Source organism: Wolbachia endosymbiont of Nomada ferruginata (genome assembly GCF_001675785.1).
Classification (GTDB): Bacteria; Pseudomonadota; Alphaproteobacteria; order Rickettsiales; family Anaplasmataceae; genus Wolbachia; species Wolbachia pipientis.
Genome location: NZ_LYUY01000215.1, coordinates 1 through 279 on the forward strand (window position 1 = coordinate 1; position 279 = coordinate 279).

The window sequence follows — 279 nt, forward strand, 5'->3', positions numbered from 1 at the left end:
TGCATTGGACCGACCATGAGTCCACCAAAAAAGCTAATTAGAATAATATGCTTGTTGAAAAGTATGTTTTTTAAGTCTCTAATGCTAACTTTTTCCTGTTGAGCATTGCTTTCAGGCGTTACTAAGAACAGCAACAGAGCAAGTAAACACCCAAATGCTGAGAAGGTATAGATAACATAATTCCAGCCAAATTTATCGAGTAAGAAGTCTAAAGGTAATCCGCCACATATCCCTCCCAAAATTCCTATAATTATAGATAAGCTGGCCATTCTTGCTGAT

General features: G+C 36.9%; 1 pseudogene. It reads right to left on the reverse strand.

Annotated elements, in window-relative coordinates:
- Positions 1 to 279, reverse strand: a pseudogene (locus BA053_RS06465) (MFS transporter); the annotation flags it as partial.